The sequence below is a fragment of the Streptomyces anulatus genome, from assembly GCF_014650675.1.
Lineage (GTDB): Bacteria > Actinomycetota > Actinomycetes > Streptomycetales > Streptomycetaceae > Streptomyces > Streptomyces anulatus.
In genome coordinates this window covers 65,978-80,209 of the sequence record NZ_BMVK01000006.1, presented here as the reverse complement: position 1 = coordinate 80,209, position 14,232 = coordinate 65,978, and the positions used below count along the sequence as shown (strand labels likewise).

At 71.4% G+C, this 14,232-nt stretch carries 10 protein-coding genes and 1 pseudogene; 6 read left to right on the top strand and 5 right to left on the bottom strand.

The window, feature by feature from the left end:
• Positions 1-97 precede the first annotated feature (97 nt).
• Positions 98-1,555, top strand: coding sequence for an aldehyde dehydrogenase family protein (locus tag IE272_RS16790; RefSeq protein WP_050359358.1), 1,458 nt, complete (start codon positions 98-100; stop codon positions 1,553-1,555).
• Between the two features lie 138 nt (positions 1,556-1,693).
• The gene (locus tag IE272_RS16785) at positions 1,694-2,152 is read left to right on the top strand and encodes an Lrp/AsnC family transcriptional regulator (protein ID WP_030589514.1); all 459 of its coding nucleotides are present in this window, start codon (positions 1,694-1,696) and stop codon (positions 2,150-2,152) included.
• Between the two features lie 16 nt (positions 2,153-2,168).
• On the opposite strand, the gene IE272_RS16780 is transcribed toward IE272_RS16785, so the two are convergent.
• Positions 2,169-4,781, bottom strand: coding sequence for a tetratricopeptide repeat protein (locus IE272_RS16780; protein ID WP_190007197.1), 2,613 nt, complete (start codon positions 4,779-4,781; stop codon positions 2,169-2,171).
• A 399-nt stretch (positions 4,782-5,180) separates the two neighbouring features.
• Between IE272_RS16780 and IE272_RS39320 the strand changes: the two are divergent.
• The 3 genes and pseudogenes from IE272_RS39320 to IE272_RS16765 form a co-directional block, all read left to right on the top strand.
• Positions 5,181-5,294, top strand: a pseudogene (locus IE272_RS39320) (peptidoglycan-binding domain-containing protein); the annotation flags it as partial.
• Between the two features lie 371 nt (positions 5,295-5,665).
• Positions 5,666-6,463, top strand: a complete 798-nt coding sequence (locus IE272_RS16770) for a carbon-nitrogen hydrolase family protein (protein ID WP_056703298.1) — start codon at positions 5,666-5,668, stop codon at positions 6,461-6,463.
• Positions 6,464-6,518: 55 nt separating this feature from the next.
• Positions 6,519-8,213 carry a flavin monoamine oxidase family protein gene (locus IE272_RS16765; RefSeq protein WP_057661627.1) on the top strand — a complete coding sequence of 565 codons (1,695 nt, stop codon included), beginning with the start codon at positions 6,519-6,521 and terminating at the stop codon, positions 8,211-8,213.
• A gap of 25 nt (positions 8,214-8,238) precedes the next feature.
• On the opposite strand, the gene IE272_RS16760 is transcribed toward IE272_RS16765, so the two are convergent.
• The 3 genes from IE272_RS16760 to IE272_RS16750 form a co-directional block, all read right to left on the bottom strand.
• Entirely contained in the window at positions 8,239-8,946 is a 708-nt protein-coding gene (locus IE272_RS16760; RefSeq protein WP_190007196.1) for a DUF5995 family protein, read from the bottom strand.
• A gap of 126 nt (positions 8,947-9,072) precedes the next feature.
• The gene (locus IE272_RS16755; RefSeq protein WP_190007195.1) at positions 9,073-10,509 is read right to left on the bottom strand and encodes a uracil-xanthine permease family protein; all 1,437 of its coding nucleotides are present in this window, start codon (positions 10,507-10,509) and stop codon (positions 9,073-9,075) included.
• Positions 10,510-10,697: 188 nt separating this feature from the next.
• Positions 10,698-11,927, bottom strand: a complete 1,230-nt coding sequence (locus IE272_RS16750; protein WP_190007194.1) for an MFS transporter — start codon at positions 11,925-11,927, stop codon at positions 10,698-10,700.
• A 158-nt stretch (positions 11,928-12,085) separates the two neighbouring features.
• Between IE272_RS16750 and IE272_RS16745 the strand changes: the two genes are divergently transcribed.
• A complete protein-coding gene (locus IE272_RS16745) occupies positions 12,086-13,276 on the top strand; it encodes an ROK family transcriptional regulator (RefSeq protein ID WP_050359352.1) in 1,191 nt (396 codons plus the stop codon).
• Between the two features lie 45 nt (positions 13,277-13,321).
• Here the strand turns inward: IE272_RS16745 and IE272_RS16740 are convergent, their stop codons facing one another.
• Positions 13,322-14,068 (bottom strand): SDR family oxidoreductase, encoded by a 747-nt coding sequence (locus IE272_RS16740; RefSeq protein ID WP_057661623.1) that lies wholly within the window; start codon positions 14,066-14,068, stop codon positions 13,322-13,324.
• Positions 14,069-14,232: the final 164 nt, after the last annotated feature.

Sequence of the window (14,232 nt, the reverse complement as noted above, 5' to 3'; positions counted from 1 at the left end):
GGGCTCCGGGAGGCCGTCGGGTATGCGCTTCAACTCTGTTGAATAGTAAGTAATATGAAGCGCACTCAGCTGCTGCCTCTCTGCGGTAAGGGATCTCATGTCCTTCTTCACTGACCTGGCCCACCAGTACATCGACGGCGAGTGGAGGCCGGGGAAGGGGTCCTGGGACATCATCGACTTCAACCCGTTCGACGGGGAGAAGCTCGCCTCGATCCCGGTCGCCACCGCCGAAGAGGTCGACCAGGCCTACCGTGCCGCCGAGCGCGCCCAGCAGGCGTGGGCGGACACCAACCCGTACACCAGGCGGACCGTCCTGGAGAAGGCGCTGCACCTCGTCGAGGAGCGCGAGCCGGAGATCAGCGACGCGATTGTCGCGGAACTCGGCGGCACCCGGCTGAAGGCCGCCTTCGAACTGCACCTGGCCAAGGAGTTCCTCCGCGAGGCGATCCAGCTGGCGCTGCGCCCCGCCGGACAGATCCTCCCCTCGCCGACCGAGGGCAAGGAGAACCGCGTCTACCGTGTGCCCGTCGGGGTCGTCGGTGTGATCAGCCCGTTCAACTTCCCCTTCCTGCTCTCGCTCAAGTCCGTCGCCCCCGCGCTGGCCCTCGGCAACGCCGTCGTCCTCAAGCCGCACCAGAACACCCCGATCTGCGGCGGCACCCTGCTGGCCCGGATCTTCGAGGACGCGGGCCTGCCCGCCGGGCTGCTGAACGTCGTGATCACCGACATCGCGGAGATCGGCGACACCCTGCTGGAGCACCCCGTGCCGCAGGTCATCTCCTTCACCGGCTCGGACAAGGTCGGCCGCCACGTCGCCACCGTCTGCGCCCGGAACCTCAAGCGCGCCGTCCTCGAACTCGGCGGCAACAGCGCCCTGATCGTGCTCGACGACGCGGATGTGGACTACGCCGTCGACGCGGCGGTCTTCAGCCGGTACGTCCACCAGGGCCAGGTCTGCATGGCCGCCAACCGCATCCTGGTCGACCGCGCCGTGGAGGCGGAGTTCACCGAGAAGTTCGTCGCCAAGGTCGCCTCGCTCACCGTCGGCGACCCGGCCGACCCGGCCACCCAGATCGGCCCGCTGATCAACTCCTCGCAGGCCGAGTCCATCTCCAAGCTCGTCGACCAGACCGTGGCCGCCGGGGCGACGGCCCTCCTGCACGGCCGCGCCGACGGCAACCTGGTCAGCCCCTCCGTGCTGACCGGCCTCGCCGCCGACTCGCCCGTCCTGCACCAGGAGATCTTCGGCCCCGTCGCCCTGCTGGTGCCCTTCGACGGTGAGGACGAGGCCGTCCGCATCGCCAACGACACCCCGTACGGCCTCAGCGGCGCCGTCCACACCGGCAACATCGAGCGCGGGGTGCGGGTCGGGCAGCGCATCCACACCGGCATGATCCACATCAACGACGGCACCGTCCACGACGAGCCGATCGTCCCCTTCGGCGGCGAGAAGAGCTCCGGCCTCGGCCGGCTGAACGGCGACTCGATGGTCGAGGCCTTCACCACCCAGAAGTGGATCTCCATCCAGCACGGCCGCTCGCAGTTCCCCTTCTGATCGCCTCCCGCCCGGTCCCGGCCGGGCGGGGGCCATCGCGCCGGGCGCGCCCGCGGCGGCGGGGCATGGTCTACTGCGGGAGGCGGCACGCTCCGCCTCCCGCAAGCCGACCCACCGCAGAGAAGTGAACCGCCCGACGTGCGCCTGAACGACCTCGACGAACGCATCGTCCACGCCCTCGCCGAAGACGCCCGGCGCTCCTACGCCGACATCGGCGCGATCGTCGGCCTCTCCGCCCCCGCAGTGAAACGCCGCGTCGACCGGCTGCGGGCCGAGGGGGCGATCACCGGCTTCACCGTGCGGGTCGACCCGGCGGCGCTCGGCTGGGAGACCGAGGGCTTCATCGAGATCTACTGCAGCCGCAACACCTCCCCGGACGCCATCAAGCAGGGCCTCGCCCGCTACCCGGAGATCGCCTCGGCCTCGACGGTGACCGGGGAGGCGGACGCGGTGGTGCAGGTCTTCGCCGCCGACATGCGCCACTTCGAACAGGTCCTGGAGCGGATCGCGGGGGAGCCGTACGTCGAGCGCACCAAGTCGGTCCTGGTGCTCTCACCGCTGCTGCGCAGGTACTCGGCGGAGGCGCCGCCCGTCTGAAACGTGTTGCGGCCGGTCAGCCGGCTCGCCGGAGGCCGTGGGGCCCGCTCGTTCTGATCACAGCAAGCACCTGCCATGTGCCGTGGGGCGCGTGGAAGCGCTCCAGCGCGTCCGAGAGCGCCGTGGCGCTCGCATCGGGGTCGAGGAGATCGCGTACGGCCCGCCACGCGGTCTCGTAGTCCGAGCACGCCTGATGGGCAGCGGCCTTCTTGACGAAGGCCGGCGATGCGCCGTTCTGCCGCACGGCGGCCAGCCACTGAGCACTGAGCAGGATCGGGGACCGGTGGTTGGCCGAACCGTTGGGCCGCACCGCCACGGCAGAGTCCAACTCCGAGAGGCGCTTCTCGAACGTCTCCTCGAAGCTCTTGATGCTCTCCTGCACGCCGTCGAGTGTGTCCCAGGCCGCGTCGTCCAGCAGGTCGTCCATCTCGGGCAGCCTCGACGGCAGCCCGCACTTGACCAGCAGCCTGCTGTCGGCGACCTCCCTGACACGCTGCAGGAGTCTCTCGCGGTCACGCCAGTTGCGCCCCTGGTTCGCGGCAATGCGGTCCACGCACCGCCAGAGCTCGCCCTCGCCGGCGAACCACTCGCCGAGGACGTACGCCTCGACGGGCAGCTGCCCGCGCCTGAGACGCCACGTGTGCTCCATGACCGCGGCGCATCCGTTCAGCAACTGCCTGTCGTAGGCCTTCATCTCCGGCCGCAGAGGTCGCTCGGGCCGATGACGGTCCGGCGCGGCATGGGGATACGTCTCCCGCTCGAAACGGATGAACCGGCTCTCCTGGCGCAGCTTCTCCAGATCCGGGTCCTCGATGAGCAGCCACGACCGCGTCACCGGATGAAAGCCGCTCACATCGGCGTGCGCCGCGCCCTCCAGTTCGTCCACGGCCAGGTCGGCAAGGGCTCTGCGTCTCTGACTCCCCGACTGCCCCTTGGCTCCGTTCATCGCCACCGCGTACACACACGCGGCGTTGTAGTTGTCCTGCCACAGACGCCAGCCGCCGGACAGGCATCGGCGCACTTCGTGGAAGGCGCCTCTGGCCCTCTTCGTCCCGCGCACGAGCGTCTCCGCGGACGAGGGCCAGGACAGCGGGTTCTCCAGGTGCTCCATGCCGTCACGTTCCGCGTCCTCGTGGGCCCAGGCCAGTCGCAGGGGTGCCCAGACATCCCGGTTGAGCCGCAGGGAGGTCCGGGTGAGTGTTCCGTGAGCCCGGACGAAGGGGTGCCGGAGGCGGATCATGCGGGGATAGTCCGCGGCGAGTTGGCGCATCTCCTCCCTGCAGGCCAGCTGGAAGATCTCACGGACGATCGGATACCGACGCCGCTCCTCGCCGAGTTCCGTCTCGAGCCACTGCCTGGCGATTCCTTCCTGGTCCGGCCCGAACGGCCTGTCGCGGCCAGGTGGCGTGAGACCGGTGAGGACACGCCAGTGCCGTGCGGCGAGAGCGGGGGCCAGAGCCTGCCGGATCTCCTTCCGGGCGTGCGCCCGCCGCGGGCACGGTGGATCGTCGACCTTGCACCACTGGTCGGCGGTCCTTTCCGCCACCCCGAGGACGACGGCGTAGCGGTATCGCGCCTCCAGGAGGCCGCTTCGCCACCATCCGTAGCGATGCCGGAGGGTCCGGCGCGGATCCCAGGAGCGCCTTGCCGACCGTGCGTCGCGCTGCGCGCTGTTCTGTCCGTCCAGAAGGACGGCTCCGTAGTAGGTCTCCAAAGCATCCAGGTGAAGCCAGAGCTGCTCCTGTATCCCGGCGATCTGCGTGCGGAGGTAGAGGTTGGTCGGGTCGAGCCGCAACGCCTCGTAGTAGCGGTCCAGCGCGTCGTCGAACTTCCGCTCCTGGCTGAGTTCCCGAGCCTGCTGGTAGGCGGCGAACAGCTCGGGCGGCAGGTCTCTGCCGCGCCATCCCTGCCAGGGAGGGCGCCGGCCGGCCCGGGTGACGGGCACCAGCGTTGCCATCACCCAGTATCCCGCCTCCTGTATCGCGTCCTCCCATGCCGCGCTCCAGATGGATTCCGTGCGACTGCCCCGGATCGCGTAGGAGGTGACCGTGACGGTGACACCGAAACCAGGCTCCTGTTCGCGTTGCCGGAGGACTCCTCGAACCGTGTAGGCGATCTTCGGCCGCAGGCGGCTGAAGAGGCGGAGCAGGCTCGTGCCCAGCTTCTTGGGTTCGAGGTCGACGTCACCGAGCAGATCGAGAAAGTTGTCAGCCGGCGCTTCCGCGGGCAGGGCCGTCGGAGGGTAGAGGTTCGTTTCCGACAGCTGCTTGCGCAACTGCGCCGAAAGTCCCTCCAGTTGATGCTCCATGCCCGGAGCGGAGGAAACGAGCTTCTTCACGTCCACGGCACCGGGTTTGTGGGCGTAATACATCAGCATCCAGCGCCGGAGCGCCACGAACAGCAGGATGAGAAGCAGCAGACAACCGAGCCGGGCGCTGAGCGAAGCGCCCTCGCTGCCTCCCTTCACCAGGCGGGAGGCACCCTCGACGAACTGCATGAACCACTCGGCAGGTACCGCGACGGCGTTCATCCAGCCCGTCGCCTGCCACTTGTCTCCCTGGCCGCCGACAGCGCGGATCACGGCGAACAGGGCGACGAAGACGACGAGTGCCAATGCCGCCGAACGCATCACATGCGGCGCTCGTAGCGAAGACCCATCGGCAGGAGATTGGTGTTCGGAACGAGAGAACATGACTGCCTCTCATCGTGTTCGCCTTCATAGCCAAGTCTTCTACGTTTTCGCCACCCGGCAAGCCGACGGGACAAGTGGTGCGCGTGCGGGACAGCGGCCGACGCGGCTGACCGTCCGGGCCTCATATGGCTTCTCGAACCGGACAATTGACGAGGCAACCATGCTGTCCCAGGGAAAGCTTTCGGTATCCGCGGGCAGACCTCTTCGGATCGGGCCTGCTGGACACGGGCTGCGAAATCGGAAATTGCACCGTGTGGCGCCGCGCGAGCCGTTCTGCGGATGCCCGTCGGCCACGATGCGTGGATCCCATTCTGGTCCTGAGTCGTCGACGGGAACTTCGGACCTCGCAGCGCCGAGGCCGCACGGTGGTTCCAGGCGAGCAACGGCCTGGCGGCGGACGGCATGGTCGGCAACAGAACGTGGCGTCGGCTCATGGAACTGCCGGACTGAGCGCGCGGAAGAGCGACTGGAGGGGGACCGGAACCACGACCGTCGCCACGTTCGACGTCCGCTGCGTCTGCGCGGCGATGCCTGTCCGACCACGCTCTGCCGTCTCGACGAACGCGGCCGCGTTCACCGATGAGCGTCCAGCACTGCTGCCCCATGCATGTTTCCACCCGGAGCGGAAGTGTCCCGCGCACAGTGGCGCACATCACCCCGCTGACCTGCGACGACGCCCCACGCAACGATTCGTCGCGCCAAGCCCTCCCGGCGCAACGAATCAACGGTCGACGCGCAACACTCGCGCCTTGTCCGGGCCGATCCGGGCCACGTACCTTCGATACGTCTCCCCACCCCGCCCGCACCGCCCGAGGTCAGCCATGCCGTCGTTGCGCACCGCCCTGCTCCAGAGCTCCGGACGCCCGGGTGTCGTCACCGAGAACCTGAAGACGCTGGAGGAGGCCGCCGCACGGGCCGCCGGCGCGGGGGCCCGGCTGCTGGTCACCTCCGAACTGTTCCTCACCGGATACGCCATCGGCGACGCCGTCCCCGAGCTGGCCGAGCCCGCCGACGGCCCCGGCGCCGAGGCCGTCGCCGAGATCGCCGTACGCCACGGCCTCGCGGTCCTCTACGGCTACCCGGAGCGCGACGGGGAGCGGATCTTCAACGCGGCCCAGCTCATCGGCCCCGACGGGGCCCGGCTCGCGAACTACCGCAAGACCCACCTGTTCGGCTGCTTCGAGCGGGAGTGGTTCACCCCCGGCGACCGGGCGGTCGTCCAGGCCGAGCTCGACGGCATCCGCATCGGCCTGCTGATCTGCTACGACGTCGAGTTCCCGGAGAACGTCCGGGCGCACGCCCTGGCCGGTACCGATCTGCTGCTGGTGCCCACCGCGCAGATGCACCCCTTCCAGTTCGTCGCCGAATCCGTCGTCCCCGTACGGGCCTTCGAGAGCCAGATGTACGTGGCGTACGTCAACCGCACCGGCCCGGAAGGCGAGTTCGAGTTCGTCGGGCTCAGCTGCCTGGCCGGCCCCGACGGCACCGTGCGCACCCGCGCCGGACGCGGCGAGGAACTCGTCGTCGGCGAGGTGGACCCGGAGTTCCTGACCGCCTCGCGCGCCGCCAACCCGTACCTCGAAGACCGCCGCCCCGGCCTCTACGGCTCCCTCGCCTGAGCCCGCCCCCTCGGCTGCCCCACCCCAGAGTCATCGCGCAAGGAGTCCGTACCCCATGACGTCCACGGTGCCCAACGCCGTCCAGCACACCGACGCGGCCGCCCCGCCGATCACCATGTTCGGGCCGGACTTCCCGTACGCGTACGACGACTTCCTCGCCCATCCGGCGGGCCTCGGGCAGATACCCGCGACCGAGCACGGCCAGGAGGTCGCCGTCATCGGCGGCGGGCTCTCCGGGATCATCGCCGCGTACGAGCTGATGAAGATGGGCCTCAAGCCCGTCGTCTACGAGGCCGATCAGATCGGCGGCCGGCTGCGTACCGTCGGCTTCGACGGCTGCGACCCCTCGCTCACCGCCGAGATGGGCGCGATGCGCTTCCCGCCCTCCTCCACGGCGCTCCAGCACTACATCGACCTGGTGGGCCTGGAGACCCGGCCCTTCCCCAACCCGCTCTCCCCGGCCACGCCCTCGACCGTCGTGGACCTCAAGGGCGAGTCGCACTACGCCGAGACCATCGACGACCTGCCGCAGGTCTACCGAGACGTGGCCGAGGCCTGGAACGCCTGTCTGGAGGAGGGCGCCGACTTCTCCGACATGAACCGGGCGCTGCGCGAGCGCGACGTCCCGCGCATCCGGGAGATCTGGTCGCAGCTCGTCGAACGGCTCGACAACCAGACCTTCTACGGCTTCCTCTGCGACTCCGACGCCTTCAAGTCCTTCCGGCACCGTGAGATCTTCGGCCAGGTCGGCTTCGGCACCGGCGGCTGGGACACCGACTTCCCCAACTCCATCCTGGAGATCCTGCGCGTCGTCTACACCGAGGCCGACGACCACCACCGCGGCATCGTCGGCGGCAGCCAGCAGCTCCCGCTGCGCCTGTGGGACCGCGAGCCGCAGAAGATCGTCCACTGGCCGCTCGGCACCTCGCTGTCCTCCCTGCACGACGGCGAGCCGCGAGGCGCCGTGACCCGGATGACCCGTACCGCGGGCAACCGCATCACGGTCACCGACGCCACCGGCGACATCCGCACCTTCCGGGCCGCGGTCTTCACCGGCCAGTCCTGGCTGCTGCTCTCCAAGATCGACTGCGACGACGCGCTCTTCCCGATCGACCACTGGACGGCGATGGAGCGCACCCACTACATGGAGTCGTCCAAGCTGTTCGTCCCGGTCGACCGGCCGTTCTGGCTGGACAAGGACGCGACCACCGGCCGCGACACCATGTCGATGACGCTCACCGACCGGATGACCCGGGGCACGTACCTCCTGGACGACGGCCCGGACAGGCCCGCCGTCATCTGCCTCTCCTACACGTGGTGCGACGACAGCCTGAAGTGGCTGCCGCTCTCCCCGAAGGAGCGTATGGAGGTCATGCTCAAGTCGCTCGGCGAGATCTACCCGAACGTCGACGTCCGGAGCCACATCATCGGCAACCCGGTCACCGTCTCCTGGGAGAACGAGCCCTGGTTCATGGGCGCGTTCAAGGCGAACCTGCCCGGCCACTACCGCTACCAGCGGCGGCTGTTCACCCACTTCATGCAGGACCGGCTGCCCGAGGACAAGCGGGGCCTCTTCCTCGCCGGGGACGACATCTCCTGGACGGCCGGCTGGGCCGAGGGCGCCGTGCAGACCGCGCTGAACGCCGTGTGGGGCGTCATGCACCAGTTCGGCGGGGCGACCGACGCGACCAACCCCGGGCCCGGCGACGTCTTCGACGAGATCGCCCCGGTGGAACTCCCCGAGGACTGAGCGGGGGCCGGGAGCGGCGCGGGCGTCAGTGGCAGGGGGTGAGCAGAAAGCGCCCCACCAGGCCCGCGCCCGCGTCGGTCCGCTGCCTGAACTCCTCGGCCAGCGAGGGAAATCCGCGCAGCCGCCAGAGGATCCGGGCCGCCGACCAGGCCGCCTCGCGGGCCCGCTCCAGGCTCCAGGAACTCACCAGGTGGGTCAGCGGGTCCGCGATCCCCAGCAGCTCGGGCCCCGGCATCAGATCCTCGTGGATCCGCTCCTCCAGCGACACGAGGAGATCGCCCATGCGCTCGAACTCCCCGTCGAGGTCCGGCGGAGCGCAGCCGAGCGCATGGCAGCGGTCCACCACCGCCAGGACCAGGTCGTGCCCGATGTGCGCCTGCAGGCCGCTCAGCGCGAACTGCAGCGGGCGTACGCCGGGATGGCGACGGTACGGGAGCAGCGGGCGCCAGCACTCCGGCGGCCGGCCGCCCGCCGTCGCCGTCTCCACGGCCGACAGATAGCGCTCGGCGCAGCGCACGCCCAGCGGGGCGGCGTCACGGTCGTCGGGGCCGCGCCCGCCGAAGTCCGGGCCTGCCCCCTCCACGACGCCCAGATATGCCTCGTTGAAGACCGCGACCCCGCTCCCGGACGGCCACCGGGAACGCAGTCCCCGCATGCGTTCGATCACCGGGGACTCGCCCGTCGGCAGGGCGCCGGCGTCGGCCGGGACTGCGGACTGCTCGATCTGCGTCATGCGCGGAGCGTCCCAGCCCGGGGCCCGCCACGGAGCCGACCGGCCGGAGTTTCAACGGAACGGACGAACGGCGGTGCCGGAAAAGGGACTCGGCGCCCGTGGTCCGGGAGCAGCGTGCCCGCCGGATCAGGCCTTTCCGGGCCCCGCGCCCGTGTCGCCGGAGGACCCGCCGTGAGCGCCCGCTTCGTCCGAGCGCTCGTCGTACGCGGAGGTGCCGGAGTCCAGCAGCGGTTCCTGCGTCTTGAGGTGCGCCGGGGCGAAGGCCCGCAGCACGTGGTAGCCGGTGATCACGACGATCGTGCCGAGCGCGATGCCGCCCAGTTCGAAGTTGTCGGTGATCTTCAGGGTGACCCCGCCCACGCCGATGATGATGCCCGCGGCGGCCGGGACGAGGTTGAGCGGATTGCGCAGGTCCACCCGGCCGTTGAGCCAGATCTGCGCACCGAGCAGGCCGATCATCCCGTACAGGATCACGGTGATCCCGCCGAGCACCCCGCCCGGGATCGCGGCGACGACCGCACCGAACTTGGGGCACAGGCCGAAGAGCAGCGCGAAGCAGGCCGCCGCCCAGTACGCCGCGGTGGAATAGACGCGGGTCGCGGCCATCACGCCGATGTTCTCGGAGTACGTGGTGTTGGGCGGCCCGCCCACGGCGGTGGAGAGCATCGACGCCGCGCCGTCCGCCGCGATGGCGGTGCCGAGCTTGTCGTCCAGGGAGTCCCCGGTCATCTCGCCCACGGCCTTCACATGGCCGGCGTTCTCCGCGACCAGCGCGATCACCACGGGCAGTGCCACCAGGATCGCGGACCACTCGAAGCTCGGCGCGTGGAAGGACGGCAGCCCGATCCAGTCGGCCTCGCCGACGGCGGACAGGTTCAGGCGCCAGTGGTCGGTGGCGGTGCCACCGCCCAGCGGGGAGTGGATCTTGCCGAACACCAGGTCGAGGACCCAGGACAGCGCGTATCCGAAGACGAGCCCGAGGAAGATCGCGATGCGGGAGAGGAAGCCGCGCAGGCAGACCACGGCGAGTCCGGTGAACAGCATCACCGCGAGCGCCGTCCACTGGTCCTGCGGCCAGTACGTGGAGGCGGTCACCGGCGCGAGGTTGAAGCCGATCAGCATCACCACCGCGCCCGTCACCACCGGCGGCATCGCCGCGTGGATGATCCGCGCGCCGAACCGCTGGACGGCGAGACCCACGAGGAAGAGGGCCACCGCGACCACGAACACCGCGCCCGTGATGGTGGCGGCATCGCTGCCGCTCGCCCGGATCGTGGCCGCGACGCCGACGAAGGAGAGCGAGCAGCCCAGATAGCTGGGCACCCGGCCCTTGGTCGCCAGCAGGAAGATCGCGGTCGCGACGCCGGACATCATGATCGCGAGGTTGGGGTCCAGGCCCATCAGGACCGGAGCGACGAACGACGCCCCGAACATCGCGACCACGTGCTGTGCGCCGAGTCCGAACGTACGGGGCCAGGAGAGCCGCTCGTCGGGCCGCACCACCGCCCCGGGCGCCGGTGTCTTCCCGTCGCCGTGCAAGGTCCAGCGCACGCCGAGGCTCATGGTTGCTCCCTGAAGGTCTGCTCGGTGTGCCGGCCGGTCTGCGACCCGGTGTTCGGTGTTCACCTGCGGAAAAGATCAGCGCCATGGTAGTGGTGCGGTGAGCGGCGGCCGCGCGGAGGTCACCCGCCGCGCGCCGCCGTACCGCGTCCCGGGCGGCGGCGCCCCGTGCGCGCCGCCGCCCCGCCCCGTCAGCTCCCGGTCGCGCTCTTCGTCGTCGTACCGCTTTCGGCCGCCGAACCGGTGACCTTGCGGTCTGCCGACCGCAGCACCCCGGCGCCCAGCACCAGGCCGAAGGCCAGCGCCGTCACCACGCCGAACGACACCACCAGGGAGGTGGCCTCGGCCAGCGAGCCGATCGCGGAGGGGGCGATCAGGCTGGAGGTGTACGTGATGGTGGCGACGCCCGCGATGGCCTGACTCGGGTTCGGCCCGCTGCGCCCCGCCGCCGCGAAGGCCAGCGGGACCACGACCGCCACACCGAGGCCCAGCAGCGCGAAGCCGCACATCGCGGCCGCGGGGGAGGGCGAGAACACGACCAGCAGCCCGCCCGCGGTGGCCATCAGCCCGCCGGTCCGCACCGTGCGGACCGCGCCGAACCGGTCGACGATCCGGTCCCCGGCGATCCGGGCCAGGGCCATCGTCAGGGTGAACGCCGTGGTGGACGCCGCGGCGAGGCCGTCCGAACTGTCCAGGACGTCCCGCAGGTAGACCGCCGACCAGTCCAGGCTGGCGCCTTCCGCGAACACCGCGCAGAACCCGATCGCCCCGATGATCAGCGCCGACTTCGGCGGCAGCGTGAAACGCGGCGGCGGCTCCTCGTCCGGGCGGCTCTGGAGATCGAGGACGCCCCGGCAGGCGATCAGCCCGGCGGTCGTGAGCAGCAGGGCGGCGATGGCGTGGTGCAGTCGGGCATCGGTCGCGGTGTGCGCGGCGACGGTGCCCGCCGCCGAACCGATCAGCGCGCCCACGCTCCACATGCCGTGCAGGCCCGACATGATCGACTTGTCGAGACGGTTCTCCACCTCGATGCCCAGGGCGTTCATCGCGACGTCGGACATCCCGGCCGTCGCCCCGTAGACGAAGAGCGCCGCGCACAGCGCGACCAGGCTCGGCGCGAGCGCGGGCAGGATCAGTGCCAGCGTCCACAGCGCCAGCAGCCCGCGCAGGGCGGTCCGCGCACCGAACCGGTGGCTGATCCGGCCGGCGAGCGGCATCGCGATCGACGCGCCGATCGCCGGGAAGGCCAGCGCCAGGCCGAGCTGGCCCGCGCTCACTCCGGCGTGATCCTGGATCCACGGCACCCGGGTCGCGAAACTGCCGGTCACCGCCCCGTGGACGGTGAAGACCGCGGCGATGGCGATCCGCGCCCGCTTCACCTGCTCCGTGCTGTAGACCGTGACGGTCGGGTCGTCTCTCATGCCGTCGTGTCCCTCCCCTGGGAAATCTCGGATGCCGGCGGTCCCGGCGCTCCCGTGCGACGATGCGGGGCGTAAACTATCAGGAACCCTGCCTGATAAATAGCCGTCACTTCGCGGCCCCGGAAAACGGTGGGGCGGCGATCTGGAAGGATCCCGCTATGCCCGCATCACCGAGCACGGCTCGGGCCATCAACGACCGGCTCGCGCTGCGGCTGCTCCAGCAGGACGGCCCGCTGACGGCCACCCAGCTCAAGACGCTGACCGGACTCTCCCGTCCGACCGTCGCCGACCTCGTCGAACGGCTCCAGGGGGCCGGGCTGATCCAGGTCGTGGGCGAATCCGGGGCCGTCCGCCGCGGGCCCAACGCCAAGCTGTACGGGATCGTCGCCGACCGGGCCCATCTCGCGGCGCTCGACGTGCGGCTCGGAAGCGTCAGCGTGGTCGTCACCGACCTGCTGGGGGCCACGCTCGCCGAGGGCTCCCTGCCGATCGGCAGCGACACCGGCACCGAACCGGCCGTCGAGCGGGCCGCCGCCCTTCTGGAGCGCACCGCCCGCGCGGCCGGGTCCGTCCCGCTGCACAGCGTCGGGGTCGGAGCGCCGGGGCTGATCGACCCCGTCACCGGCGAACTGCGCGACAGCACCGGACTGCCCGCCTGGCACCGGGGCCTGGTCCGGGAGCTCCAGCGGCGGCTGCCCGCCACCGTCCTGGTGGAGAACGAGACCAACCTCGCGGCCGTCGCGGAACACCGGGCGGGCGCCGCCCGCGACCGGGAGACCTTCGTCCTGCTCTGGCTCGGCCAGGGGATCGGGGCCGCCGTCATGCTGGACGGCAAGCTGCGTCAGGGCGCGTCCGGCGGTGCGGGGGAGATCGGTTTCCTCCCCGTCCCCGGAGTGAGCGGGCTACCCTCGGCGGTCAACTGCGACGGCGGCTTCCACTCGCTGGCCGGCTCCGCCGCGCTGTGCGAACTCGCCGCCGCGCACGGCCTCCTGGACCTCGGCGCGGTGGCCGACGGCCGGGAGGAGGCGGCCGCCGTGGACGCGGTGCGGACCGCCCTGGGGGCGGGGGAGGCGGGCGAGCCCTTCCTGAAGGAGCTGGCGGACCGCCTCGCCCTCGGCGCCGCCGCCGTCGTCTCGGTGCTGGACCCCGGCTGCGTCCTGCTCGCGGGGGCCGTCGGCCACGCGGGCGGCGCCGCGCTCGCCGCCCGGGTCGAGGAGCGGCTGGCCGCGATGTCGCCCCTGCGGACCGAGGTCCGGGCCGGTTCGCTGGGCGACGGGGCCGTGCTGCGCGGCGCGCTGATCACCGCCCGGGACGCGGCGCAGGACGCGCTGTTCGCCCCGGAGGGCTGACCGGCCGGCCCGGAGGTCCGCAGGCGGCCTGCGGACCGGTCCGGCTCAGGCCGGGTGGCGGTGGCGCCGGTCGAGGAACTCCTCGAACGTCACGGTTCCCACGGCGTGCCCCGGGGCCAGGTGGTCGCCGCGGCGGTAGCCCGCGTACGCCTGGCCGGCCAGCCGGACCGGCACCACGCGCCGCTTGCGTCCGCCGGCCCGCAGGAACGCCCCGGCCAGGTCCGTGAACGCGCGGACCTCGGGGCCGCCCAGGTCGGGCACCCGGCCCGCCGGTTCGCCCAGCGCCAGGGCCGCCAGCCGGTCGGCGACCTCGCCGCTGTCGACCGGCTGGACCCGGACACCGGACGGCACCGGCAGCACGGGCAGCTTCGCCGCGCCGGAGAGGATGCGCAGGACCAGGTCGTGGAACTGCGTGGTCCGCAGGATCGTCGAGCCGAGCCCGGAGTCCTCGATCATCCGCTCGACCCGGCGCTTGACCGTGTAGTAGCCCAGCGGCAGCCGGTCCACGCCCACGATCGAGATGTAGAGCAGATGGGGTGTCCCGGCCCGCTTCGCCGCGTCGATGAGGAACCCCGCCGCCCGGTCGTCGCCGCCGCGCGGGGTCGAGGCGCAGTGCACGATCGCGTCCGCCCCCTCGACCGCCGCGTCCAGGCCCTTGCCGTCGCGCAGATCGACGGCGTACGAGGGGGAGCGGCGGCTGAGACCGCGGACGTCGGCCCCTGCGGTGCGCAGCCGTTCCGAGACCTGCCGGCCGAGGGTTCCGGTGGCGCCGGTGACCAGAATCGTCGTCATGGTGCCAGCCTGCCAGAGCGGGGTCGGGCCCGCCGGAGAAGCGCTCGTGGTCCGTCGGCGGCCCCGGCAACGCCACCGGCCCCGGCGGTGGACGCCGGGGCCGGGGTGTTGCCGGGGCCGGTCGCCCGGTGGTGAACAGGGGGTAGAGCCGTTCACCGCCGGGC

What these genes read in the sequence shown, in the direction of transcription:
- IE272_RS16790 (WP_050359358.1), top strand. Translation starts at nt 98, where the DNA reads ATGTCCTTCTTCACTGACCTGGCCCACCAGTACATCGACGGCGAGTGG.
- IE272_RS16780 (WP_190007197.1), bottom strand. Translation starts at nt 4,781, where the DNA reads ATGCGTTCGGCGGCATTGGCACTCGTCGTCTTCGTCGCCCTGTTCGCC.
- IE272_RS16770 (WP_056703298.1), top strand. Translation starts at nt 5,666, where the DNA reads ATGCCGTCGTTGCGCACCGCCCTGCTCCAGAGCTCCGGACGCCCGGGT.
- IE272_RS16765 (WP_057661627.1), top strand. Translation starts at nt 6,519, where the DNA reads ATGACGTCCACGGTGCCCAACGCCGTCCAGCACACCGACGCGGCCGCC.
- IE272_RS16760 (WP_190007196.1), bottom strand. Translation starts at nt 8,946, where the DNA reads ATGACGCAGATCGAGCAGTCCGCAGTCCCGGCCGACGCCGGCGCCCTG.
- IE272_RS16755 (WP_190007195.1), bottom strand. Translation starts at nt 10,509, where the DNA reads ATGAGCCTCGGCGTGCGCTGGACCTTGCACGGCGACGGGAAGACACCG.
- IE272_RS16750 (WP_190007194.1), bottom strand. Translation starts at nt 11,927, where the DNA reads ATGAGAGACGACCCGACCGTCACGGTCTACAGCACGGAGCAGGTGAAG.
- IE272_RS16745 (WP_050359352.1), top strand. Translation starts at nt 12,086, where the DNA reads ATGCCCGCATCACCGAGCACGGCTCGGGCCATCAACGACCGGCTCGCG.
- IE272_RS16740 (WP_057661623.1), bottom strand. Translation starts at nt 14,068, where the DNA reads ATGACGACGATTCTGGTCACCGGCGCCACCGGAACCCTCGGCCGGCAG.